This window comes from Dermacoccus sp. MPR-E5, assembly GCF_058809565.1.
This window is the reverse complement of the sequence record NZ_JBXASS010000014.1, coordinates 1-22,938: the sequence shown is the minus strand read 5'-3', so window position 1 is coordinate 22,938 and position 22,938 is coordinate 1. Positions and strand designations below refer to the sequence as shown.

Annotated in this window: 19 protein-coding genes, 2 tRNA genes, 1 pseudogene and 1 riboswitch; of the genes and pseudogenes, 14 read left to right on the top strand and 8 right to left on the bottom strand. The window is 69.5% G+C overall.

The window, feature by feature from the left end:
* The first annotated feature begins 12 nt into the window (after positions 1-12).
* Positions 13-855, top strand: coding sequence for a thioesterase family protein (locus AC1RS9_RS11300; RefSeq protein ID WP_115296585.1), 843 nt, complete (start codon positions 13-15; stop codon positions 853-855).
* 23 nt (positions 856-878) lie between these two features.
* Here the strand turns inward: AC1RS9_RS11300 and AC1RS9_RS11295 are convergent, their stop codons facing one another.
* The 3 genes from AC1RS9_RS11295 to AC1RS9_RS11285 form a co-directional block, all read right to left on the bottom strand.
* Entirely contained in the window at positions 879-2,042 is a 1,164-nt protein-coding gene (locus tag AC1RS9_RS11295; protein WP_006945740.1) for an ABC transporter ATP-binding protein, read from the bottom strand.
* Positions 2,043-2,182: 140 nt separating this feature from the next.
* The gene (locus AC1RS9_RS11290; protein ID WP_492921537.1) at positions 2,183-3,856 is read right to left on the bottom strand and encodes an ABC transporter permease; all 1,674 of its coding nucleotides are present in this window, start codon (positions 3,854-3,856) and stop codon (positions 2,183-2,185) included.
* A 10-nt stretch (positions 3,857-3,866) separates the two neighbouring features.
* A complete protein-coding gene (locus AC1RS9_RS11285) occupies positions 3,867-4,961 on the bottom strand; it encodes a thiamine ABC transporter substrate-binding protein (protein WP_286697381.1) in 1,095 nt (364 codons plus the stop codon).
* Positions 4,962-5,016: 55 nt separating this feature from the next.
* Positions 5,017-5,125: riboswitch (TPP riboswitch) on the bottom strand.
* A 270-nt stretch (positions 5,126-5,395) separates the two neighbouring features.
* Here AC1RS9_RS11285 and AC1RS9_RS11280 point away from each other — a divergent pair.
* The 4 genes and pseudogenes from AC1RS9_RS11280 to AC1RS9_RS11265 all read left to right on the top strand — a co-directional run bounded on the left by AC1RS9_RS11280 (position 5,396) and on the right by AC1RS9_RS11265 (position 9,820).
* Positions 5,396-5,731: a DUF4235 domain-containing protein gene (locus AC1RS9_RS11280; RefSeq protein WP_006945679.1), complete on the top strand. Its 336-nt coding sequence runs from the start codon at positions 5,396-5,398 to the stop codon at positions 5,729-5,731.
* A gap of 288 nt (positions 5,732-6,019) precedes the next feature.
* Positions 6,020-6,784 (top strand): annotated as a pseudogene (locus AC1RS9_RS11275) (DUF72 domain-containing protein).
* 24 nt (positions 6,785-6,808) lie between these two features.
* Positions 6,809-8,338: a circularly permuted type 2 ATP-grasp protein gene (locus tag AC1RS9_RS11270; protein ID WP_492921534.1), complete on the top strand. Its 1,530-nt coding sequence runs from the start codon at positions 6,809-6,811 to the stop codon at positions 8,336-8,338.
* 198 nt (positions 8,339-8,536) lie between these two features.
* A complete protein-coding gene (locus AC1RS9_RS11265) occupies positions 8,537-9,820 on the top strand; it encodes a DUF4921 family protein (protein WP_040014711.1) in 1,284 nt (427 codons plus the stop codon).
* A gap of 12 nt (positions 9,821-9,832) precedes the next feature.
* Here AC1RS9_RS11265 and AC1RS9_RS11260 read toward each other — a convergent pair whose 3' ends face one another.
* The gene (locus tag AC1RS9_RS11260) at positions 9,833-10,264 is read right to left on the bottom strand and encodes a nucleoside deaminase (RefSeq protein WP_040014727.1); all 432 of its coding nucleotides are present in this window, start codon (positions 10,262-10,264) and stop codon (positions 9,833-9,835) included.
* Between the two features lie 64 nt (positions 10,265-10,328).
* Here AC1RS9_RS11260 and upp point away from each other — a divergent pair, with 64 nt between their 5' ends.
* On the top strand, positions 10,329-10,979 hold the full coding sequence (upp, locus tag AC1RS9_RS11255) for a uracil phosphoribosyltransferase (protein ID WP_006945708.1): 651 nt from the start codon (positions 10,329-10,331) through the stop codon (positions 10,977-10,979).
* A gap of 106 nt (positions 10,980-11,085) precedes the next feature.
* On the opposite strand, the gene AC1RS9_RS11250 is transcribed toward upp, so the two are convergent.
* Positions 11,086-12,177 (bottom strand): small ribosomal subunit Rsm22 family protein, encoded by a 1,092-nt coding sequence (locus AC1RS9_RS11250; RefSeq protein ID WP_062255809.1) that lies wholly within the window; start codon positions 12,175-12,177, stop codon positions 11,086-11,088.
* A gap of 192 nt (positions 12,178-12,369) precedes the next feature.
* Between AC1RS9_RS11250 and AC1RS9_RS11245 the strand changes: the two genes are divergently transcribed.
* The 8 genes from AC1RS9_RS11245 (at position 12,370) to AC1RS9_RS11210 (ending at position 19,049) form a co-directional block, all read left to right on the top strand.
* Entirely contained in the window at positions 12,370-12,546 is a 177-nt protein-coding gene (locus AC1RS9_RS11245; RefSeq protein ID WP_006945715.1) for a hypothetical protein, read from the top strand.
* 4 nt (positions 12,547-12,550) lie between these two features.
* Positions 12,551-13,585 (top strand): PH domain-containing protein, encoded by a 1,035-nt coding sequence (locus AC1RS9_RS11240; RefSeq protein WP_165583816.1) that lies wholly within the window; start codon positions 12,551-12,553, stop codon positions 13,583-13,585.
* A gap of 39 nt (positions 13,586-13,624) precedes the next feature.
* Entirely contained in the window at positions 13,625-15,193 is a 1,569-nt protein-coding gene (locus tag AC1RS9_RS11235; protein ID WP_062257539.1) for an APC family permease, read from the top strand.
* A 257-nt stretch (positions 15,194-15,450) separates the two neighbouring features.
* Entirely contained in the window at positions 15,451-16,026 is a 576-nt protein-coding gene (def, locus tag AC1RS9_RS11230) for a peptide deformylase (RefSeq protein WP_006945693.1), read from the top strand.
* 59 nt (positions 16,027-16,085) lie between these two features.
* Positions 16,086-16,961: an SMP-30/gluconolactonase/LRE family protein gene (locus AC1RS9_RS11225; RefSeq protein WP_006945667.1), complete on the top strand. Its 876-nt coding sequence runs from the start codon at positions 16,086-16,088 to the stop codon at positions 16,959-16,961.
* 359 nt (positions 16,962-17,320) lie between these two features.
* Positions 17,321-17,393: transfer RNA gene (locus tag AC1RS9_RS11220), tRNA-Arg, on the top strand.
* 106 nt (positions 17,394-17,499) lie between these two features.
* Complete coding sequence (locus AC1RS9_RS11215) at positions 17,500-18,219, top strand: sulfite exporter TauE/SafE family protein (RefSeq protein WP_115296591.1); 720 nt, start codon at positions 17,500-17,502, stop codon at positions 18,217-18,219.
* A 194-nt stretch (positions 18,220-18,413) separates the two neighbouring features.
* Entirely contained in the window at positions 18,414-19,049 is a 636-nt protein-coding gene (locus tag AC1RS9_RS11210) for a hemerythrin domain-containing protein (RefSeq protein ID WP_006945733.1), read from the top strand.
* 221 nt (positions 19,050-19,270) lie between these two features.
* Here AC1RS9_RS11210 and selB read toward each other — a convergent pair whose 3' ends face one another.
* From selB to AC1RS9_RS11195, 3 genes are all read right to left on the bottom strand, one after another.
* Complete coding sequence (gene selB / locus AC1RS9_RS11205) at positions 19,271-21,088, bottom strand: selenocysteine-specific translation elongation factor (RefSeq protein ID WP_006945707.1); 1,818 nt, start codon at positions 21,086-21,088, stop codon at positions 19,271-19,273.
* Positions 21,089-21,206: 118 nt separating this feature from the next.
* Entirely contained in the window at positions 21,207-22,562 is a 1,356-nt protein-coding gene (selA, locus tag AC1RS9_RS11200) for an L-seryl-tRNA(Sec) selenium transferase (protein WP_492921528.1), read from the bottom strand.
* Positions 22,563-22,787: 225 nt separating this feature from the next.
* Positions 22,788-22,880, bottom strand: a tRNA-Sec gene (locus AC1RS9_RS11195).
* Between the last annotated feature and the right edge of the window lie 58 nt (positions 22,881-22,938).

Sequence of the window (22,938 nt, the reverse complement as noted above, 5' to 3'; positions counted from 1 at the left end):
TAGGGTGAGGGCATGCCAGCTGATGCACCTGAGCTTCCCGCGTTCACCCCGCGCGAGGACGTCGACGCCTACTTCATCTCCCGCCTCGGGACCCCCGAAGGAGCCCCCGAGGGCGCGCGCCTGTTCGATCCGACGATCCACGTGCAGGGCGCCTGGAACGAGGGCGAGCAGCACCTCGCCGCGTCGGCAGGGCTCATGGTGCACTGCATCGAACAGCACGAGCCGCGCGACGACATGCAGCTTGCGAAGATCACCTTCGACGTCCTCGGCTTCATCCCGCTGCGTCCGACGCTCGTGTCGGTGCGCACGATCCGCCCCGGCCGCACGATCGAACTCGTCGAAGCGACGTTCAGCGTCGACGGACGAACCATCATCGTCGGGCGCGCGTGGCGTCTGTCGAAGCAGGATTCCTCGCCGGTGGCGGGCGCCGACGTGCCCGCCATGCCGGCCCTCGAAGAATGCACCCCCTACAGCATGTCGAGCATGTGGCCGGGCGGCTTCATCCACTCCCTCGACGGCTACGAGGCCGAACCCTACGTGCCGGGCCGACACCGCGTCTGGCTGCGCACGCAGCTGCCGATCGTCATGGGTGAACAGATCACCCCGACGACGCACTTCCTCTCCGTCATCGACGGCGCCAACGGCATCGCCGTCCGCGTCGATCCGCGCGAGTGGATGTACCCCAACGTCGATTTGACGGTGCACCTCTTCCGCCAACCCGACCCCACCGCAACGGGATTCGACACCACCGTCGCGATGGGCGAGAGCGGGCTCGGCGTCACGATGACGTCACTGCACGACATCCACGGCCCCGTCGGACGCATCGCGCAGAGCCTGACGGTCCGCAAGCTCTGACGCGCGATGTTGCCCGGGAATCGTCAGTGGGTGAACTGCACGCCCTGGGAGGCGTCGAGCACGACGCCGACGCGGGCGCCGGGCTCGAGCGCGGCCGGTTCGACGTCGCCGGGGTAGGCCACAGCAGCCAGCTCCAGCATGGGCAGCGCATCGAGCCGGACGCTCACGCGCGTCAACTCGTCCGCCACCGCGCTGTGCACGATGCTCGCCGCCAGCGCGCGGGGGGCCCGGGCGTCACGCGCTCCGGCCGCTTCGCCCCACGAGGAACCATGCGTCGCCCCGGCGTCACGCATTGCGACACCGTCTCCCGAAGAGGAGCCGGACGCCGTTCCTGTCGCAACCACCCGTAGGGCACTCTGACGCAACTTCCAACGCCCCGGCGCGAGGCCCACCGCTGTCGCCTCGTCGGGGTCCAGGGTCGTCGTGAAGCCGAGGAAATCGGCGGTGTCTTCGTCGGACGGCACGGCCCACACCTCAGGCGCGGCACCGTGCTGGACGATGCGTCCGTCGCGCATGACGGCGATGTCGTCGGCGACGGTGAGCGCCTCGCCGTGATCGTGCGTGACGAACAGTGCGGTCGCGTTCTCGGCGGTGAGGATGGCCCGCAGATCGGTCGACAACCGCTCGCGCAGGCCTCTGTCGAGGGCCGAGAGCGGCTCGTCGAGGAGCAACAACCGCGGTCGCACCGCGAGGGCCCGCGCGAGCGCCACACGCTGCTGTTGACCGCCGGAAAGCGTTGCGGGAGAACGCTTCTCGTAGCCAGGCAGCCCGACGAGGTCGAGCAGTTGCCCGACGCGTGCGGCCTGCTCGGCGCGCCCCACACCACGTCGCGCCAGCCCGTAGGCGACGTTCGCGGCGACGTCGAGGTGCCCGAACAGTTGGCCGTCCTGGAACATCAGCGCGAAGTCGCGCTTGTGCGTCGGCACGCGCGTCACGTCGTCGCCGTCGAAGCTGACGCGCCCCGCGTCGAGACGCTGCAAGCCTGCGACGGCGCGCAGCAGCGTCGACTTGCCGCAGCCGCTCGGGCCGAGGACGGCGAGCACGCGCCCGGCGTCGACGGTGACATCGACGTCGTCGAGCGCCGGTGACTCCTGGCCGGCGAACGTCACGCGGGCGCCGCTGACGACGAGCCCGCGCGCCGCCTCCGCGGCCCGCTCACCATCGGCCCGCTCGCCACCAGACGTCATCCCCTCGGACCGCGTCCCACCGGCTCGCAACCCGTCGGACCTCTCGCCACCAGACGGCATCCCGTTGGCCCGCTCTTCACCGACCGGCGTCCCACCAGCCCACGCCGGACCGGCGTCGCCTCGCCTGGGTCGTCCCACCATCAGCCCATCCTCCCTGCGGCGACGCCGCCGATCTTGTCGACGGCCACCATGACGAGGCCAGTCACGGCTGCGAGCACGACGGACGCTGCCATCGCGCCACCGAAGTTGGCGTCACCGGGGCGCCCGATCAGCTGGTAGATGACGACGGGCAACGTCGGCGAATCAGGTTGCGCGAGAAAGGCCGTCGCGCCGAACTCGCCGAGCGAAACCGCGAGCGCGAACCCGGCTGCCGCGACGAAGGGTCGCCACAGCACCGGCAGATCCGCCGTCATCCATGCCCGGACCGGCGAGGCCCCGAGCGCGGCGGCCGCCTCGCGCGGACGGGGGTCCAGCGAGCGCAGCACGGGCGTCAGCGTGCGCACGACGAGCGGCAGCGCGACCATTGCCTGCGCGATCGGAATGAGCGCTGACGACGAACGCAGGTCGAGAGGCGGCCGGTCGAGCGTGATGAGGAAACCGAAACCGACGGTCACGGCCGAGACGCCGAGCGGCAGCATGAACGCCGCGTCGAGCAGCCGGACGACACTCCGCCCCTTCGGGCTCGCCGCGCGCCACGACACGACGACGCAGACGCACACCCCCAGCACGAGCGCGAGCAACGCAGCGTCGATCGCGATGCGCCAGCTCTGCGAGAGCGCACCGACGACCCCGAGGTCACCCAATCCGCGATAGTGCTGCACCGTCCAGCCGCCATCGGAACGCAGCGAGCGCACGAGCAGCGTCACCAGCGGCGCCAGGATGAGCGCCCCGACAGCGGCGGTGAGCGTCAGGGCAGCCGCGTCACCGCGCCCAGGACGTCGCAGCGCCGTCTGCTGCGTCACGCCACGCCGCACCCGCTCGTCATGACGCCCGATGCGCGAGCGTTCGCTGACGACGAGCAGCGCCGCGACGAGGACGAACTGCGTCACCGACAGCACCGCCGCGGCTCGCAGGTCGAGGAATTCGACGGTGAGGGAGTAGATCTCCGTCTCGAGCGTCGAGTAGCGCAGGCCACCGAGCATGAGGACGATGCCGAACGCCGTCGAGCAGAACAGAAACACGACGCTCGCGGCGCTGACGACGGCGGGGCGCAGCTGCGGCCACGTCACCGTCCGGAAGACCTCCCGCGGTGATGCCCCGAGTGCCGCCGCCGACTCCGCCGTGCGCGGGTCGAGCGACGCCCACATCGGCCCGACGGTGCGCACGACGACGGACACGTTGAAGAACACCATCGCGAGCAGCACCGGCTGCCACGAGCCGTCCCAGCCCAACCAGGCAAGCGGGCCGCCGTCGGCGAACAGCGACCGGAACGCGACGCCGACGACGACCGTCGGCAGGACGAACGGCAGGACGACGAGCGCGCGCCACACCCCCGCCCCCGGCACGCGCAGCCGGTACAGGGCGTGCGCGACGGGCACACCGAGCAGCACCGAGCACGCCGTCGCGAGCGCCGCCATCCACACGGTGAACCACAGCACGCGCAGGATGCGCGGGCGCGTCAGGACGTCCGTGAATCCGCCCAGATCGACGTGCCGACCCGGCGCGAGCCCACGCACCGCCATCGCTGCGACGGGCCACGCGAAGAAGATCGCGAGGAACACGAGCGGGACGACGGCAAGCGCGGCCATGACGAACGGCGCGCGAGCGCCCCGGGCTCGTGCGCCGCGACGCAGACCATCACGGGTGCCGTTCATCGCTCGGGCGTCACTTGGACGTGACGTCCTTCCACTTCGTCAGCCATTCGGAACGGTTCTTGTCGATGTCGGCGGGCGACACCTCGATCGGCTTCGTCGGCTGCTTCGCGTTCGCCGCCCACGCCTTGGGCAGTTCGACGCTCGAGTCGACGGGGAAGACGTACATCGAGTCGGGCAGCGACTTCTGGAAGCTCGCACCGTTCATGAAGTCGATGAGCGCCTTCGCGCCGTCGGGGTTCTTCGCCCCCTTGAGCACACCGGCGTACTCGGTCGATCGGAAGCACGTGTCGAGCAGCGCCGACGTCGTCGACGTGCCCGCCTTGTCGACGGTGAACGCCGGCGAGCTGTCGTAGCTGACGACGATCGGACGCTTGCCCTTGCCGCTGCCGGTGAAGTCGACCTCGTACGCGTCGCTCCAGCCCGACGTCAGCTTGAGCCCGTTCGCCATGAGCTTCTTCCAGTACGCCTCCCAGCCGTCCTGGCCGTAGTGGCCGACGGTCGCGAGGAAGAACGCCATGCCCGGCGAGCTCGACGACGCGCCCGGCGCGACCATGAGGTTCTTGTACTCGGGCTTGACGAGGTCGTCGAACGACGCGGGCTTCGTCTTGTGGTTCTTCGTGAACCACGCGTCGTCGACGTTGACGCACACCGACGCGGTGTCGATCGGCGACAGCTGCCCCTTGCCCTGGCCGTCCGGCAGCTCGTACTTCGACGCCGACGCAGGCGCGCCCTTCGGGCTGTACGGCTCGAGGACGTCGTTCGTCGTGACACGCGAGGCGAACGTGTTGTCGATGCCGAACACGACGTCACCGAGCGGGTTGTTCTTGCTCAGCACGAGCTTGTTCGCGAGCTCACCGGCGTCACCGGACTTCACGACCTTGACGGTGTAGCCCGTCTGCTTCGTGAACTCGGCCATGACGTTCTTGTCGGGCGCCCACGACTCGTGCGTCACCAACGTGACCGTCTTCGACGCGCCCGAACCCGACGCACCCGAGCCGCCCGCTGAACTCGACTTCGAGCCCGACGAGTTGTTGTCGACGCTACACGCCGCCAGCGCACCCACGCACGCGAGCGCCAGCACGGCGCGGCCACCACGAGACATCATGTGAACGTTCCTCCTCACGGCCAGTGAGGGACGTCGTCGCCCGCACGTACGCGCGACGAGTGAGAACTCGACTTCCTCCGCCGGTGCTAACCGGGTCAGGTTCGAGGGTTTGGTGCCGGATGCGGCACGATCTCAGCGCACACTGCGCTCCCCTGTCGTTCGAGCGTGAGATTAGCACCGACCACCGACGGACGACACGCTTCGGCCCGCTTCGCACTCCGGCATCCCCGCTGACGGCTCGTGCGCACCTCACGCCGACGCCGGATCCCTCGTGCACGAGCCGGCCGCCACGACGCCCACCCCCGTCAGACCGGGCTGATGACCATGCCGACTGGCGCAGCGACACATGCACGCGCGAGGATGGACCCAAGACATCAACGGCCCGAGGCTCGACGACGCCTCACGACGGCCGACGACACGTAAGGGGAAACACCATGGGCAACCTCGTGTGGAAGGTGCTGAGCATGGGCGCCGGCATCGTCGCGAGCAAGATCGCGACGACCACCGCCACCAAGACGTGGAAGATGACGACCGGCAAGAGCCCGCGCAGCGCGAAGGACCCGAACGCCAGCATCATCGAAGCCGCGATCTACGCCGCCATCTCCACCGGCGCACTCGCCGCCGCCAAGATGTACGCCGAACGCCGCGCCGCCGACTACTTCACCAAGTCCGCCGGCCACCCGCCGCAGGCCCTCGTCAAGCGCGCCGAAGAAGAGGCCAAGGAAGCCCAGAAGGGCAAGAGCCAGGCGCCCGTCGTCGTCATGAAGTAATTCCCCTTCGTCCGCTTTCCGGCGTGGGAGCCTCGCGGGCTCGGCTCCCACGCTCGGTGCAGCAGACTCGGGGGCGTCCATGTCGCGCATGGAGCCGTCCGCTTGGAGGGTCAGGTTCTGCCTGGCCCTCCTCGCGTGTCTCTGGCCGACGCATCACTGAGCGTCGCGAATTTCGTCCACACCGGCGAATTTCGCCCACATTCGCGATTCACGTCCACCTCGGCGGATCTCGTCCACATCCACGTCCCGGCCGAACATCACGCCGCGCTCCGGTGGCATGCTGACGCCATGAGCACGGCCACCCGAGCGCAACTGCGCCTCGGCACGTCAGGGTGGACGTACGCCTCCTGGAAAGGCACCGTCTACCCCGCAGGCGTCGCCGACCGCGTGCGCCTCGAGTACTACGCGGCGAACCTCTTCGACACCGTCGAACTCAACGCCGGCTACTACCGCTGGCCGGCACTCACGAGCTTCGAGAGCTGGCACCGCCGCCTGCCCGACGGCTTCCGCATGACCGTCAAGGCCCCCAAGGGCCTCACCCACGTCGGCCACCTCACCGCCCTCGACGAATGGCTACCGCACATCACCCCCGCCCTCGACGCGCTCGGCGACCGCCTCGGGCTGTTCCTCGTCCAACTCCCCCCGGCTCTGCAACGCGACGATGCGCTGCTCGACGCCTTCCTCACTGCGATGCCGAGCCGCTTCGACATCGCCGTCTGATTCCGCCACGACAGTTGGCTCGACGACGAGGTCTTCGCGCTGCTCGAACTCCACGACGCGGCCTACGTCGTCATGGACGGGCCCACCCCGAAGACGCACACCGCCGACGTCCGCGTCACCTCCTCGAACGTCTGCATCCGCTTCCACGGCCCGAAGGGCGCCAAGCTCTATGGCGGCAGCTACTCGGACGACGCCCTTCTTGCATGGGCAATCGGCATCGACGGCCGGCTCACCGAGAGACGCACCGTCTGGGCGTACTTCAACAACGACATCGACGGCGCCGCCGTCGCCAACGCGCAGACCCTGGGCCGCCTCGTCCGCGAGCGCACGTGAGCCGTCTGCCGTAACGTCGTCCCCATGACCACGGCACAGGGCACGAACCCGACGAACGACGAGGGCGCAGAGGGCGAGATCGTCCCCGTGGCGTTCAGCGAATACCGCGAGCACGAACCCGAGACCCCGGGCGTGCACGACGAATCCGTCACCGACGATGCGGAGCTGCGCCCCGACTACGCGGCCGTCATCGAGCGCATCGAGACGCTCGGGCCCGACGAGGTGTCGCGCCGCCTCGAAGCGGCCGGCAAGGGCCTGACCGAGCTCGGCGTGACGATCAACTCCGAGGACGGCAACCGCCCGTACCCGATCGACATCGTGCCGCGCATCATCTCGGCCGAGCGCTGGGCCGAGCTCAGCGCCGGCGCCGAGCAGCGCGTCCGTGCGCTCGAACTCTTCCTGCGCGACGTCTACGGCCCCGGCGAGATCATCAGGGCGGGCCGCGTCGACGCCGACATGCTGCGTCGCTCGCCCGGCTGGTCCGAGGACGGCCAGCGGGTGCCCGCTGACTTCGTCCGCGCCGGCATCTGCGGCCTCGACCTCGTCTCGCCCGCGTCCGGCGAGTGGATGGTGCTCGAGGACAACCTGCGCATGCCCGGCGGGCTCGGCATGACGCACATCAACCGTGAGGTGCTCGAGAACCACTTCGCCGAGATCCTGCCGCCCGCGGAGACGCTCGAGCACCCGACCCGGACGTACGGGCTGCTGCACGAGTCGCTCATCGCGAGCGCAAGACTCGTCGACGGTGGCGTTGCCGAGGCCGAGATCGGCCTGTGCATGGTCTCCCCCGGCCCGACGGACACGACCTGGTACGAGCAGAACCTCGTGAGCGGCCAGGTCGGCGCCGCCATCGTGACGGCAGACGCCCTCGTCGTCGACGACGGCAAGCTGTGGCGCCTCGACGGCGGCGAACGTCACCGCGTGCACCTGCTCAACCCGCGCATGGGTGAGACCGAGCTGTTCGAAGCGAAGGGCGCGGACGGTCGTCCGCTCGGCGACGCGCTGCGTGACGTGCTCGCGGCGGGCGCGGTCGCCATCGTCAATGCGCCCGGCAACGGCCTCGCCGACGACAAGGCGACGTACGCGCTCGTGCCCGACATCATCGATTTCTACCTCGGCGAGAAGCCGCTGCTCGCGCAGGTGCCGACGCTGCTGTGTGCCCGCGAGGACCACCGCGAGGAGGTGCTCGATCGCCTCGACGAACTCGTCGTCAAGCCGATCGACGGCTACGGCGGCAGCGGCATCACCGTCGGCCCGGAGTGCTCGGCCGACGAGCTGGAGACGCGCCGTCGGGAGATCCGTGAGACGCCGGAGCGCTTCGTCGCGCAGGACATCGTGCCGTTGTCGACCCTGCCGACGCTCGTCGACGGCTCGTTCGTGCCGAGCCACGTCGACCTGCGCGCGTTCGTGCTGCAGCGCCCGGACGGGCAGGACGCCTCGCGCACCGTCGCCGTCACGACACCGGGAGCGATGACGCGCGTCGCCCCAGCGGGCACGATGATCGTCAACGTCTCGGCCGGCGGCGGCGCGAAGGACACCTGGATCCAACGCTGACGCCCGCATCGCGGCCCGGTGCGACGCTCGAAGCGCCCTGACGCGATCGTCGACGGCCGCGCCAGCGTGCGCAGAGTTACGCCAACCTGCGCAGAGTCGCGCCCGGTCGCGCAGCCCCATGCCTCTGCGTGCAAGTGCACCCAGGTGCACTTGCACGCAGAGGAGACGGGGCGCGGCGCCGTGGGTGAGACTGAAGACATGACGCGCGACGCCAGCCAGCAGCCGACCGAGTTCATCCGCACGATGGCGGACGGCACGACGAAGCAGGTCAACCCGCTGAGCGGTACGAAGGTGTGGACGGTGCCCGGCCGCGGCGACCGTCCCCTCGGGCTCGTCCCGCCTGATGTCAAAGACCTCGTGGCGCAGGACTTCACGTCGTCCTGCGCGTTCTGCTCCGACCGCTACCTCGAGACGCCACCGGAGAAGGTGCGCTCGGTCCTCGCCGCAGGTTCCGCCGAGGGGTCGCGCTTCGTCCGACTGCGTGGTCTGACGCCGGCCGAGGTGACGTCGCAGGTCGCCGAGTTCCGCCGCATCCCGAACCTGTTCGAGATCATGTCGGTCGACTACTGGCAGGCCAACCACGGCTACACGTTCGACGACGCGATCGAGGCCCGCCGCCGCGCCTACGAGGCTGCTGACGGAGGGCGCGAACACCTGCTGCGCCTCGCGCGGGTGCGTCTCGGCGAGCGCGCCGAGGCCGCCACGGACGCCGAACTCCTCGACGCTGCAGGCGATTTCTTCGCGAGCACCCATGACGTCATCGTCGGCCGCCGCCACTACGTCGACGGCGCGACGCGCAGCGACCAGCTCGCCTCGTCAGGCGCCCTGACGCCGACCGAGCACCGCGAATACCTCGACCTGACGATCGACGCGATGGCCGAGCTGTACGCGACGAACCCGCACGTGCGCTACGTCGCGGCCTTCCAGAACTGGCTCAAGCCGGCGGGCGCGTCGTTCGACCACCTGCACAAGCAGATCGTCGGCATCGACGAGTTCGGCACCTCGACCGACCTCGACATCGATGCGGCGCGTCGCGATCCGCGCGTGTTCGAGGAACTCATCGCCTACGCGCGCAGCCACGATCTCGTCGTCGCGGAGAACGCTCACGCGATCGCCTTCGCCGGGTTCGGCCACCGCTACCCGAGCATCGAGATCTGGTCGACGTCCGGCACGTGCGAGCCATGGCTCATGACCGACGACGAACGTCACGCAATGGCCGACCTCGTCCACGCCGCGCATGCCGCGACCGGAGCCGACGTGCCGTGCAACGAGGAGTGGCACCACCGTCCGCCGTCCATGAGCGAGGTCGAGATCCCCTGGCACGTCGTGCTCAAGTGGCGCATCGCCAACCTCGCCGGGTTCGAGGGCAGCACGAAGATCTACCTCAACACCATCAGCCCCGCGGGCGTCCGCGACCGCGTCGTTCCCGCGCTCCGCCGGTTGCAGGACGAGGGCCGCCTCGCCCCCGGCATCCGCCTCTGATCGCTGCGCGCGTCACCGTCGGGTCGCGAAGAATTCCTTGAGGACCGCCGAACACTCGTCCTCACGGATGCCGCCGACCACCTCGATGCGGTGGGTCGAGCGTGAGTCGCGCACGACGTCCCACAGCCCGCCGCAGGCGCCGGCCTTGCGATCCCACGCCCCGAGGACGATGCGCGGCAGCCGCGCCTGAACGGCTGCCCCCGCGCACATGAGGCACGGTTCGAGCGTGACGACCAGGGTGCAGCCGTCGAGGCGCCAGCCCCCTCGCGACGCTGCAGCGCGCCGCATCGCGACGATCTCCGCATGACCCGTCGGGTCGCCGTCGACCTCACGAAGGTTCGCGCCGACGCCGATCACCTCGCCGTCAGGATCGACGACGAGCGCTCCGACCGGCACGTCTCCCGCCGCGCCCACCTCACGCGCCAGTTCGAGCGCGCGCCCCATCCACGCGTCGTACGTGAGCTCGATCGCTGGTGCCACGGGAAGATCCACGGGTTAAGTTTGTCCCATGCGCGTCATCGTTGCCGACCACCCGCTCATCTCGCACAAGCTCACGACGCTGCGTGACAAGCGAACCGACTCCCCGACGTTCCGTCGCCTCGTCGACGAACTCGTCACGCTCCTCGCGTACGAGGCGACGCGTGACGTCCGCGTCGAGGAGGTCGACGTCGAGACGCCGGTGACGACGGCGCGCGGCATCAAGCTCGCGACGCCGCGTCCGCTGCTCGTGCCGATCCTGCGCGCCGGCCTGGGCATGCTCGACGGCATGATGCGGCTCCTGCCGACGGCCGAGGTCGGCTTCCTCGGTCTCGTGCGCAACGAGGAGACGCTCGAGGCGACGACGTACGCGAACCGTCTGCCCGACGACCTGTCGGGCCGTCAGGTCTACGTCGTCGACCCGATGCTCGCGACGGGCGGCACCCTCGCCGCGACGATCGACTACCTCGTCGAGCGCGGCGCCGACGACATCACGGCCGTCGTGCTCATCGCCGCGCCGGAAGGCCTGGCGAAGCTCGAGGAGTTGACGTCGCACATCGAGGTGCCCATCACCCTCGTCACCGGTGCGATGGACGAGAAGCTCAACGAGAACGGCTACATCGTGCCCGGCCTCGGCGACGCCGGCGACCGTCTCTACGGCATCGCGACGCACGACGCGTGAGCGCCTGAGCCGCATTCTCGATGGGGGCCGAAATCCTGCAGTGCAGGGTTTCGGCCCCCATCACGCTCATTCGGGGCTGAAACACTGCATGGCAACGTTTCAGCCCTCAGCCCCGAGCACCCAGGTCGATGGCGTCGCCCCAGCCAGCGTCACGAGCCTGCTTGTAGGCCGGGCCGGCCTTCTTCGTCACGACGGCGCGTCGCACCTGGCCGGCGAGGCCTGAGGCGTCGAGCGCCTCGCACACCTGCAGCTCGACGAACCCCTTGTTCTTCTTCGGATGCCGGATGATGCGGGCGTCGCGCTCGCTGGGGCGCTGCGTCAGATCGACGCCGTCGCGCAACGGCACACCCTGCGCCACGTGCGCGGGCTCACGCACCATCGCGACGTACGAGAACTTCTCGTCCTCGTGCGACAGCTCGCCACCCTTGATCTGCCGGTGCACCGACGAACGGTTGACGCGCGCCGCGAAGTGGCACCAATCCGGTTCCGTCTTGGCGAGCAACGGGCACGCCCCCTGATGCGGACATGGCGCCGCGACCGACCACGACTGCTCGAGCAGTTGATCGCGGGCTCGCAGGATGCGCGCGTAGCCGTCCGGCGTGCCGGGTTCGACGATGACGACGGCGCGCGTCGCCGCTGACGTCGCCTCGGCGACGATGCGATCGGCCTGCTGCGGCGACAACTCGCTCAACACATAGGAGACCGTCGCGAGATCGGCGCCGCCACCGGATGGCGCACCGACCGTCACGTTCCACGACCCGACGCGGCCCTCCTGCCACACGGTGCGCTCGAGGGCGGGCACCCCACTGGCGCGCGCGAGCCGCTGCCCCAGGTCGAGCGCGGCCGGCACCTGGTCGAGGACGCTGATGTCGCGCAGCGTCTCGAAGACGTCCGCCGCCGCCCAGGCCGCGGCGCCGGTGCCGCCGCCGAGGTCGACCATCGACGTCACCGAATCAGCGTCGAACACACCGGAATCGGCGAGGGCGCGCAGCGCCGAACGCACCGCACCGAACGTCGCGGGCATGCGGTAGTGGGCGTACGCGAGCACGTCGACGGGGCGCGCGAGAATGGGCTCGTCAGCCGCCGCGACGGCCCGATACCGGGTCGACAGGCGCGTGACAGCGTCACTCAACTGCTTGATCGCCGTACCGGAGGCTTCTCGTTCGAGCGCATCGCGCAGACTCATCGCCAGATCCACGCCGTCAGCGTACGCACCACCAGCGACAGCGGCGCGCGCGTTCCACGGCGGGCCTGACGGCGCGCACCCGCCGGCGAGCGCCGCGAAAACGGTTCGGCGCGCCTGCGCCGCAGCATGGGTGAACCCTGCAAGGATGCGAGAGTTGCCCGTGCCTTCCCCCGCGCGCTCCACCCACCAGAAAGAGACGACGCCATGGACAAGATCAACTTCAAGTCGATCCTGAAGTTCTTGTTGTTCGCGTTCATCATCTACGCCGTCTTCTCGAGCCCCGCGAAGTCGGCCGACGTCGTGCGCGCCGTCGGCGACGTGCTGCGCAACGCTGTCACCAACCTGCGCGAATTCTTCGACGCGCTGCTCGGCAAGAACTGAACCCATGGGCCCACTGCGCCCACATCAGGCGAGCGACCGCGTCGCCGGTTATCTCGCGCGCGGTGAGGACGTCGTCCTCGAGATGAAGCAGCACTGGGCGCGCGTGCTGCCCGCCATCACCTCGTGCGTCGTCGGGTTCGTCCTCGTCATCGTCGCGGGCATCTGCGCGCCCGCCTGGATGGGCCCGCTGACGAACGCCGCGTGGTGGATCTGGCTCGTCCTCGCCGCGCACCTCGCCTGGCGCGTCGTCGAATGGTGGGACCAGACGTTCGTCATCACGAACAAGCGCCTCATCCTGGTGCACGGGTTGTTCGTCAAGAAGGTGGCGATGATGCCGCTGTCGAAGGTGACGGACATGTCGTACAACCGCTCGCCCGCCGCGCGGCTGCTCGGCTACGGCACGTTCAAGATCGAGTCGGCGGGTCAGGAGCAGGCGCTCAACGTCATCGACTACGTGCGCAACCCCGACGAGAAATACCGCGACATCTGCGGGCTCATCTTCGGTTTCGAGGACGAGGACGACCCGCGCCCCAGCGGGCACGCGGACGCGCGGCACGCCGACGACGAGGGCTACGACGACGAATGGCGTGACCCGTGGGTCGAGGACGACTGGCGCGACGAGTCGCAGCATGACGAGTCGTGGGATGGCGTCGGCTGGTCCGACGACGAACAACGCCGCGAGACGCCGCGCCGCGAATCGCAGCGTCATGAGTCGCAGCGTCACGGCCCGTCAGGCGGCGACGACACCCGCCCCCTCGCGGTCCGTCAGCCCCGAGCTCGCTACGGCCGCGGGCAACGTCGAGCCGCCGAGGACGACACCGATCCTCACGGATTTGTCACGGTTGACCACCCAAACCCCCACAGTGACACCGATCACACGTACCGTCAGCGGCATGACAGGGACGAGACGTCGCCCGAGCAGGGTGACGAATCGGCCTGGTGGGTGAGCCGTGAACACGCGACCTCACCTCAACCCGTCCGCCGACGAGGTCGCGACCACGATGTGGACGATGGCTCCACATGGCGAGACGGAACGTAATCTCACACGGTTCCAACCATCCGGTGAAAGGGCGCTCACATGAGCCTTTTGCGCACCAAGTCGATCGAAGCGTCGATCGCAGACTCGGAAGCCTCCGAGTTCCAGCTGAAGAAGAACCTGTCAGCGCTCGACCTGACGGTCTTCGGCATCGGCGTCATCATCGGCGCCGGCATCTTCACGGTGACGGGGCGAGCCGCGCACACGATGGCGGGCCCCGCCATCGTCATCTCGTTCCTCATCGGCGCCTTCTGCTGCGGTCTCGCGGCCCTGTGCTACGCCGAGCTGTCGTCGGCGGTGCCCGTCTCGGGCTCGGCCTACACGTTCTCCTACGCGACGATGGGCGAACTCATCGCCTGGATCGTGGGCTGGGATCTGCTTCTCGAGCTCATCCTCGCCGCGGGCGTCGTCGCCCAGGGTTGGAGCGCGTACTTCAACATCCTGTTCGGTGAGTGGGGGTTGAAGCTGCCCGACAATCTGCAGGGCGGCACCGGCTGGTTCACCCACTTCGACATCGCCGCCTTCGGCCTCGTCGCCGTGCTCACCTGCGTCATCGCGACGGGCATCAAGGAGTCGATGCGCGTCAACCTGACGCTCGTCGCCGTCAAGCTGTTCATCGTGCTGTTCATCATCGTGATGGGCATCCAGTACATCAACACGTCGAACTACACCCCGTTCGTGCCGCCGGCTCAGCACCTCGAGAGCACGTCCGACACGCTCAAGCGCCCCCTGTGGGAGCTCATGACGGGCATGGAACCGCAGGCGTTCGGCGTCATGGGCGTCATCTCCGGCGCAGCCCTCGTGTTCTTCGCCTACATCGGCTTCGACGTCGTCGCGACCACCGCCGAGGAGACGCGCAACCCGAAGCGCGACCTGCCGATCGGCATCATCGGCTCGCTCGCGATCTGCACGATCCTCTACGTCTCCGTCTGCCTCGTCATCACCGGCATGGTGAGCTACGACAAGATCGACCCCAAGGGCGCACTCGCCGCGGCCTTCCGCGATCACGGACATCCCGGGTACGCGCAGATCATCGCAGCCGGCGCCGTCGCGGGTCTCGCCACGGTCGTCATGACGCTGATGATCGGCGCCACCCGCGTCATGTACGCGATGTCGCGCGACGGCCTGCTGCCGATGGGCATGGCACGCACGAACCCCAAGACGGGCACGCCGGTCCCGATGACGCTCGTCATGGGCTTCATCATCGCGGTCGCAGCGGCGACCATCCCGATCGGTGAGTTCGAGGAGATGGTCAACATCGGCACCCTGTCGGCGTTCTTCCTCGTCAGCCTGGCCGTGCCCGTGCTGCGCAAGAAGCGCCCCGACCTCGAGCGCCCGTTCAAGGTGCCGGGCAGCCCCGTCCTCCCGTGGGTCGCCGCCGCTGTGTGCCTCTACCTCATGCTCAACCTGCCCGTCGAGACGTGGCTGCGTTTCGTGGTGTGGCTCCTCATCGGCTTCGCGATCTACTTCTTCTACGGCCGCGGCCACTCGCGCGTCGGTCGCAACCCGCAGCTGCAGGGCGGCGTCGGTGACGGCGTCTACGCCACCGACCTCGACACGTCGGTCGGTGACGGCGCCGAGGCGCTGCGCAAGAACGAGCGACGCTACTGAGCACACTCGCCTCGTTTCATCTCGAAGCCCCTCACCCGCATCGTCGGGTCGAGGGGCTTCGACGTGCTCCGTCGCCTCTTGTCGCAGCTCACCCGCGCCCGCGATCGAGCGGAATCGGTGGGATCGAGCGTCGGGGCACTCGATCCCGCCGATTTCGCTCGATCACGTCGGCGAGCACCCATGCACCCGGTCGCCCCACCCGAGGGCCCTAGAATGATCGACGCCCACCCGCCGACCCGCGTTCTTCGAGGTTCCTCATGGCTGTTCGCCCCATCACCATCGTCGGCCACAAGGCCCTGCACGCACCCACGAAGCGGGTCAAGGAGATCACCGACGACACGCGCGCCCTCGTCGAGGACATGTTCGAGACGATGGAGGCGGCGAACGGCGTCGGCCTCGCAGCCAACCAGGTCGGCGTCAAGCAGCGCATCTTCGTCTTCGACTGTCCCGACGACGAACTCGGCGATAACCGCCGCGGCGTCGTCATCAACCCGAAGCTCGAGAAGGGTCGCGTGCCTGCCGGCGAGGCCGACGAGGAGAACGACAACGAGGGTTGCCTGTCGGTGCCCGGCGAGCACTTCCCGACGGCGCGGGCCGACTGGGCGAAGGTGACGGGCACCGACCTCGACGGGAACGAGATCGTCATCGAGGGGCACGGCTTCTTCGCCCGCATGCTGCAGCACGAGACCGACCACCTCGACGGCTACCTCTACCTCGACCGCCTCACGCCGACGATGCGCCTCGAGTCGCGCGAGGCGGTCAAGGACCGCGGCTGGCAGTACGACGGCATCACCAAGTGGGACCCGACCGAACTCAAGGCCGAGGACGTCTGAGCCGACAGCGGCATCCGAGCATCGTCGCGGAGCGTTGCCGCCCGATATAGCCTGACGTCATGAAGGCTGAAGCTGTCGCGAAACCGCACGCCTACCACGGTGAGGGCGTCATCTGGGCCGACGATTGGGGCGGCGGCCACCCGGCGCTGCGCTACGTCGACATGCTGGCCGGGGACGTCCTCGAGCTCCAGCCGGGCGGTGATGTCACGCGATTCCACGTCGGGGACGTCGCGGCAGCGCTGCGTCCGCGCGCAGGTGGAGGCGCGATCGTCGCGACGGAGCGTGGTTTCGCACTGACGCGTTCGGTCGACTTCGCCGATCTGGAGCACACCGCCGATCTGTGGCCGTCGACGCACGAGCCGCGCACCCGGTTCAACGACGGTGGATGCGCCCCCGACGGGTCGTTCTACATGGGGTCGATGGCCTACGACCAGAGCGAGGGCGCGGCATCGATGTGGCGGCTGGCGCCGGACCGGTCGACGAGCCATGTCTTCGGTGACGTCACCATCTCGAACGGCCTGTGCTGGTCGCCCGACGGCACGCTCGCCTACTACAACGACACGCCGACCCGCATCATCTGGGTGTTCGACTGGAGCGCCGAGACCGGCCTGACGAACCGTCGGCCCTTCGTCCGGCTCGAGGACGGCATCGGCCACCCCGACGGGCTGACGGTCGACGCCGAAGGCGGAGTGTGGACGGCGCTGTTCGGCGGCTCCGCCGTGCGTCGCTACGACGCTGACGGCTCGCTCAGCGAGATCGTCGAGGTGGGGCCGAGCCTGGTGACGTGCCCGGCCTTCGGCGGCGACGACCTCGACCAGCTGTTCATCACGACCTCGCGAGAGAACCTGCCGGACGACGCGGAGCCCGACGCCGGCGCCCTCTTCGTCTGTACGCCGGGTATCCGCGGTCAACGCACCCTCCCCTTCACCGGCTGACCGCACCAGTCCGTCCCCATGTACGATTCTTGACCCTTCCGCGAACCGCGTCCACATCGGCGATTTACGTCCCCATTCAACGGACGTTGCCACCAGGGCGACCCGTGTCACGACGACTCGCGCCGACGCGTGCGAATGTGACGCTGATTCGCAGATGTGGACGCCGTTCGCGCGTGTGAACGTGGATCGCGGATGGGGACGCGATTCGCCGATGTGGATGAAAATCGCAGGTCATGACAGGCGGGGCTGGCGGAGGAGCACAGGCCGGTTCACAAGGGGCGGCCGAGCCGATTAGCGTTCCCCCGAGGATGCGTGTAGAGTTCTATCTCGTTGCAGAGGCCGCTGAGGCCGAGCAGCAAGCACCCGTAGCTCAACGGATAGAGCATCTGACTACGGATCAGAAGGTTTGGGGTTCGAATCCCTACGGGTGCACTCTGTGTTGAGACAGAGGAAAGAACCCCCGGCTCGCCGGGGGTTTTTGCTATGTCCGGGCCTTGCTCTCCGCGCGGCCCGACAACCTTCGCCGAAGTGGGGTCCGATGCCGCTCACCACCCTGCTGGTCCTCGGTCTCGTCGTCGGCGTCGGCGCCTTCGTGCAACGCATCGCCGGGTTCGGCCTCGCCGTCGTCGCAGCGCCGTTCGTCGTCATGGTCGCTCCGCAAGTCATGCCGGCGGCACTGCTATTCGTTGTCCTGCCACTGCCCGTGCTGGAGATGGCTCGGGCCCACCGTGACATCCGGTGGCGGCCGTTCGGGTGGGCGATGGCAGGCCGCCTCGCGACGATGCCACTCGGCGTCTGGCTCGCGGCCAACGCGTCGCACACCGTCACGTCACTCCTCGTGGCCGGCATGGTGCTCGTCGCCGTCGCCGGATCGCTCACGCGCTGGCGCGTACGCCCGTCGTCGGGCATCGCCCTCGGCGCCGGAGCCTTGACGGGCATCTCGGCGACGACGGCGTCGATCGGCGGCCCGTTCTTCGGCCTCGCCCTGCAGGAACTCACACCGCAGCAGGCACGCTCGACACTCGCGCCGTTCTTCCTCTTCGGCTCACTGAGTTCACTGCTCGGCCTCGCGATCGGCGGCCAGATCAGCGCTGACGGTCTGCGTGCCGGGCTCGCGTGGCTGCCGTTCATGGCCGTGGGCGCTCTCGCGGCGCAGCCGTTGCGGCACTCGATCGACGCGGTGCGCTTCCGCCACAGCATCCTCGCGCTCGCGACGGTCAGCGCCCTCGCCGTCATCGTCCGCGTCGCGCTCACCTGAACGCGTCCCTCTCGACGGCGAGCGCCACGCCGTCCGCGTCCCGCGCGTCGTCATCGAGCCCGCGACGCTGGGCGCGACGTCCCCGTCACGAACGCTTTGTCGCATAGGTGCACCTTGCTGGCGCAACGCCCTTCGTCAGCGTGAGATTGAGGGCAAACAGCCCCCGATTCCGGGGCCGTCTCACGGAGGTAGCCATGGACATCACCGAGATCATCCTGCAGCAGCACACCGCTCAGCGACGCGCGTTCGCCGTGCTCGAGGAGTGGCCGCGCGACGACACCGACGGTCTGGCCGCGCTGTGGAGCCAGCTGCGCATCTTCCTCGAGCTGCACGCTGAGGCAGAGGAGCTGTACTTCTACCCCGAACTCGTCAAGATCGGCACCGGCGGCGCAGACGCCGAGAGCAACGACGAGCAGGTCGAGGACGCGATCCACGACCACAACCTGCTGCGCGACGCCATCAAGCGCGCGGACGCCGCCACGACCGGGTCGAAAGACTGGTGGGAGGCCGTCGTCCAGGCCAACATCGCGAACTCCGACCACATGGCCGAGGAAGAGCGTCAGGACCTGGCCGACTTCCGTCAGCAGGCGAGCCTCGAACTGCGTCACCAGGTCGGCATCAACTTCCTGCGCCACCTCGCGGCGTCGTGGTCGAAGCCGCTGACGATCGAGGACAAGAACCCCGAGCGCTTCATCGCCGACGCCGAGAAGGCCGGCCCGAGCGGCGCCGTCCGCGCCGCAGCTGCTCAGGCGAAGGAGCAGACGTCGACGCGCGTCAGCGCCCACCCCGAGCCGTCGCTCAAGGCCGACGACCCGGAAGGCGACGACTGAGCTCCCCTGATCGAACGCAACGCGCCATCGCTGGGTCCTTCCCAGCGGTGGCGCGTTGCTACGTCTGTGCGGCTGGACGCACGTCGAAGATCGGCCCCGAGCGGCGGTCGGTCGGCGCCGGGCGCGGGTGGTGCGCCCCCGGCGCGCTCGGGTGGGCCTCAGTCGGTCGCGATTCCGACGCTCCGTCCGACGGTGCTGCGCTCGGCCCCGTCCAGCACGATTCAGCGCACGACGACGCGCGCGTTGCCGTCACGCCGCGTCCAGCCTCGCGCGTCGAGATGCTCGAGCAGGGGGATGACGACGCGGCGCGTCGTGCCGAGCGCCTGGCGCGCCTCGCTCGTCGTGAACGGTTGCGGCAGTCTTGCGAGCTCGCGCATCGCTCGCGCGGGCGCGTCGGGCAGCAGGACGATGTCGGCGGGCTCGGCCTTGAGTCGCAGGATCGCTCCGCGCTGTGCAGCCGCGGCGAGCTGCCGGTTGCCGAGGCCGAGCGCCACGAGGTCATCGGCTTCGGGGGCATCGAACGGGTTGGCGCGCAGCCGTTCTCGAAGTTGCTCCAGGGCCGCTTCATCGGCACCGAACGATGAGCCGTGGCGTGAGCCGACAACCCGCCCGTCGCGGATCACGAGACCCGCATCAGGGTTCGTCACGCCGCATGACTCGACGAGGGCGGGCAGCAGACGTCGGGGCACGCCGAGGCGCGTCTCGATGGCGCCTGACGGCAGCCCGGGGCTCAAGGGGTCGGCGGCGTCAGCGGTGACCGCCTCGATGATCGCGGCGCGCCAAGCCGTCGCCTGTTTCTCGTGCACGACGAGTCCCTCGACACGACCCAGGCCCTCCCCCGGCAGGGGCAGCCCCTCGCGCAGCACCTCGGGGCGGCGGGCCCCGACGGCGGTGACCCACTCGTCGCGCACCCAGCCGCGGTCGGCGACGAGTGGTTCGAGCTGCGCGACCGCGTGGCCGGCTAGGACACGTGCGCGCTCCCGACCGGCGCCGCGCCTCGTCAATGCCGCCGGGTCGAGGTCGAGCACCGTTGCCCCGCAATGGATCCGCCCCGCTGACGCATCACGCACGATGATGCGATCCCCCAGCCGCAACGGCAGCGGATCGCTCAGCGTCAACCGCGCGTGACGCTCGTCGAACGGTCGCACCCGCGCCTCGACGGACGCTGTGCCGATGTGGACGCTGACCTCCGCCGACGCATCCTGCCACTCATGCCCGCCCTCGCTGCGCACGTCGAGGACGTTCACCCACGACGCCGACCCCGGCGTCAGCAGGGGCGTGCCGCGCGGCACGTCGTCGGTGTGCAGACCTCGCAGAGCGACCGCGACGCGCGAGACCGGCGCGACCTCGTCATGACGCTGCCCGAGCACCTGCAACGAACGCACGACCGCTCGTTCGTCACCCACCTCCAACTCGTCCCCGAGACGCAGCGTGCCCGCCGCGAGCGTGCCGGTGACCACGGTGCCGGTGCCCTTGACGGAGAACGAACGATCGACCCACAACCGCACAGGGGAAACCGTGTCCACGGGTGGCATCTGCGCGACGAGATCGTCGAGGGCGCACCGCAGTTCGTCGATGCCACGGCCGCTGACGGCGTCGGTCTCGACGACGTCGACAACTTCGAGTGACGTCGCGGCGATGTGGCCGAGCGCTGTCTCACGCACCTCGGCGACGCGCTCGGGCGTCGCCAGGCCACAGCGCGTGATGACGAGCAGGCCGTGCCTGAGACCGAGTGCGTCGATCGCGTCGAGGTGCTCGCGCGATTGCGCCTGCCACCCCTGATCCGCGGCGACGACGAGCATGACGGCCGGCGCCGGCCCGAGGCCCGCGAGCATGTTGCCGATGAAGCGACGGTGGCCGGGCACGTCGACGAATGCGAGCTTCTCGCCCGACGGCAGGTCGAGTCCCGCGAACCCGAGATCGATCGTCAGGCCACGCTTCTTCTCCTCCTCGAGCCGATCCGGGTCGGTGCCCGTGAGAGCCCGCACGAGGGTGCTCTTGCCGTGGTCGACGTGACCGGCCGTCGCGACGACGCGCATCAGCACTCACTCCCCGCGAGCCGCACCGCGCCGCCGCTGCGCTCGGCGACGTAGCCCCTGGCGGGGAGGAGCGGTGTCGTCGCCGACGGGGCCGTGGCATCACGCCGCGCGTTCATCGTCATGCGCGTCCTCCGTCGTCAGCTGGGGTGCCGGATTCGTTGCCTACAGCGACGGCCCGGATCGCGGCGGCGACGTCGGCGTCCGAGGACGCAGGGACGCACCGCAGGTCGACGAGGCAGCGTCCAAGCGCGGTGCGGGCCAGGACGCACGGGCGTCCGAGGCGTAGCGCCTCCGCGAAGGGCTCCGGCAGGGCGACGGCGAGGCTCGGCAGCTCGAAACCAGGCGCGCCTCCCCCACCGACGCGTCCGATGACGTCGACGACCTCGGCGCCCGGAACGACGTCAGCGATGGCCGCCGCAAGGTGTGTCGTGCGCTGACGGAGCGAGTCGCGCGTCTCGTGCAGGGCGCGGGTAACGGGGGGTTCGGGGCCGCGCAGGGTGGCTTCGAGAGCGGCGAGCGTCAGCTTGTCGACGCGCATCGCGCGGGCCATCGGGTGGCGGCGGACGCGTTCCACGGCGTCGGCGTCGCCGAGAACGAGCCCCGCTTGCGGCCCGCCGAGTAGCTTGTCGCCGCTCGCGGTGACGACCGTCGCGCCATCGCGCAGCCAGCTCGTCGCGTCGGGCTCGTCGGGCAGCACCCGTCCGGGGGCGAGCAGGCCGCTGCCGACGTCCGCGATGACGGGGACGCCGAGCGCCGCGAGATCGCGCACGCCTGGCACCCCGGCGAACCCTTCGACGCGATAGTTGCTCGTGTGGATCTTGAGCACGGCGCCCACCCGGCGGCCGTGACGTTCGGCGTCGACGATGGCGTTCTCGTAGTCGCGCAGATGCGTGCGATTCGTCATGCCTACCTCGACGAGCCGGGCCCCGGCCGACTGCAGCAACTCGGGCAGACGGAAGCCGTCGCCTATCTCGATGAGTTCGCCGCGGCTGACGAGGACGTCCGTGTCCCCGGCGATCGCGAGGCAGGCGAGCAGCAGTGCCGCCGCGCCGTTGTTGACGACCAGTGCGCCGCCCGCGTCCGGCACCCGCTCCTGGAGCGCGTCGAGCGTTGCGCGGCCGCGCTTGGCGCGCGTGGCAGTGACGGGGTCGAACTCGACGTCGACGTACCCCGCAGCGCGACCGAGCGCCTCGACCGCGGCGTCGCTGAGAGGCGCGCGCCCGATGTTGGTGTGCACGACGACGCCCGTTGCGTTGAGGATCGCTCGCAGGGTGGTGGCCGACTCGGGCAGGCGCAATGCGATGGCCGCGTCGATGCCGTCGGGGCTGATGGTGCCCGCGCGGACGTCGGCCTGGGCAGAGACGATGGCGCGCTTCACAGCGTCGCGTCCGAGCGCGCCTACCTCGTCGGCGAAGCGTGCGAGGAGCTCGTCGGTGCGCGGGATGCGTCGACGTGGGTCGTCGCTCGTGGCCATCGTTCCTCCAGGTCGAGTGCTGATGCGCCCCAACCTATCGGGCAGGTCTGACAATCCTGCGCAGCAACGGTTTTCACGCCCTTCGCCGCTCCGGCGCACTCATGGCTCGAGTGACCCTCCGTGGCACGTCGCTCCGAGCCGCGGCGGCGAGCCCACGCGGCCGGAAGACGGGCCAATGACGACACATGCGAGAAGCCCCGCCAGCTCGCGGGGCCCTGAGACTTGCGGAGGCGGACAGGAATCGAACCTGCCAAACCGAGATGCTCGGTTTCACCGGTTTTGAAGACCGGGGGGCCCACCAGGAACCCGGACGCCTCCCTTGGTGCGTGTCAATCATAGGGGCGCTGGAGTCGTGGGTGCGCCGGGGCGATGGGCG